Annotated in this window: 1 protein-coding gene; it reads left to right on the top strand. The window is 46.9% G+C overall.

Annotated features, from left to right (window positions below; translation table 11 throughout):
- A partial coding sequence (tnpC, locus tag G6R02_RS19875) for an IS66 family transposase (protein WP_164671182.1) occupies window positions 1–1,490 on the top strand: 1,490 nt, incomplete at its 5' end.
- Between the last annotated feature and the right edge of the window lie 53 nt (window positions 1,491–1,543).

Below are 1,543 nucleotides of genomic sequence, written 5' to 3'. Positions count from 1 at the left end.
AGGCGGAATTAAAATGGTACCAAGAACAATTTCGGTTGAGCCAACAACGCAGATTCGGATCTTCCAGTGAGAAGACCGACTCGAACCAGCTTTCGCTTTTCAATGAAGCAGAGACCACAGCTGATTCGACGATTGAAGAACCAACTGTTGAGACGATTACATACAAGCGTAAAAAACAGCGTGGACAGCGCGAACAAAAACTTGAAAATCTGCCTACGGAAACGATTGAATATCGTCTATCCGACGAGGAACAGGTCTGTTCGTGCTGTGGCGGAGCGCTGCACGATATGAGCACGGAAGTGCGCAAAGAATTAAAGGTTATTCCTGCACAAGTGAAAGTCGTGGAGCACGTGCGCCACGTATACAGCTGTCGCCACTGTGAACGCTATGAAATTGAAACACCTATAGTGACAGCGAAAATGCCAGAGCCTGTATTTCCAGGCAGCTTGGCTTCTCCTTCCGCAATGGCCTACACCATGACCCAAAAATATGTGGAAGGCATGCCACTGTATCGGCAAGAGAAACATTTGGAACGCTTCGGTATATCCATACCACGTCAGACTCTGGCTAATTGGATAACGTACGGCGCCAATACTTGGCTTGAGCTGATTTATAAAGAAATGCATGCCCGGTTATTGGAACTGGACATGGCCCACGCGGATGAGACGACATTACAAGTTTTATCCGAGCCGGAACGGCCTGCAACATCAAAATCCTATATGTGGCTGTATCGCTCCGGGCATACCGATGTCCCCATCGTCCTGTATGATTATCAACAAACCCGGGCTGCCAAACATCCGCGCCGATTTCTGGACGGATTCCAGGGATACCTGCATGTAGACGGCTACCCAGGCTACAATGGACTGCCTGGTGTTGTCCTAGTTGGTTGCTGGGCGCATGCACGTCGCAAATTCACGGAAGCACTCCAGGCACTTCCTGAATCCGCAGCCACTACGACTGTGAAAGCGAAAGAAGGCTTGGCCTTCTGTAATCAGCTTTATGATATTGAACGTAAATTAAAAGACGAAAGTCCAAAAGAACGCTATGAACAGCGTCTGGAACGCAGCCAACCTGTAATGCAGGCTTTTTTGGCATGGCTTCAAGAACAGACACCACGCGTACTACCCAAAAGTGCGTTGGGCAAGGCAATCAAATATTGTCGTAAACAATGGGAACATTTGGAGGCCTTTTTAGAGGACGGTCGACTGGAAATTGATAATAACCGTGCAGAACGGTCCATCAAGCCTTTTGTGCTAGGAAGGAAAAATTGGCTTTTCAGTAATACCGCAAAGGGAGCAAGATCCAGTGCGATTATTTATAGTATTGTGGAGACAGCTAAGGAAAATGGATTAAATCCATTCAACTACCTCAGCTACTTGTTTGAAGAACTTCCCAATATGGATACGACGGATAAGGAGCAATTGGCTCAATACCTGCCATGGTCAGCAACACTCCCTCAAGAATGCCGCGTTCCTAATAAATCTAAATAAAGTATACACAAAACCCCATCCTCATTAGTAGGTGGGGTTTATTTGACGCTTAC

Origin of the sequence: Virgibacillus doumboii, from assembly GCF_902806455.1 — a bacterium.
In the GTDB taxonomy this organism is placed as follows: Bacteria; Bacillota; Bacilli; order Bacillales; family Amphibacillaceae; genus Lentibacillus; species Lentibacillus doumboii.
This window is presented reverse-complemented; position numbering and strand designations above follow the sequence as displayed.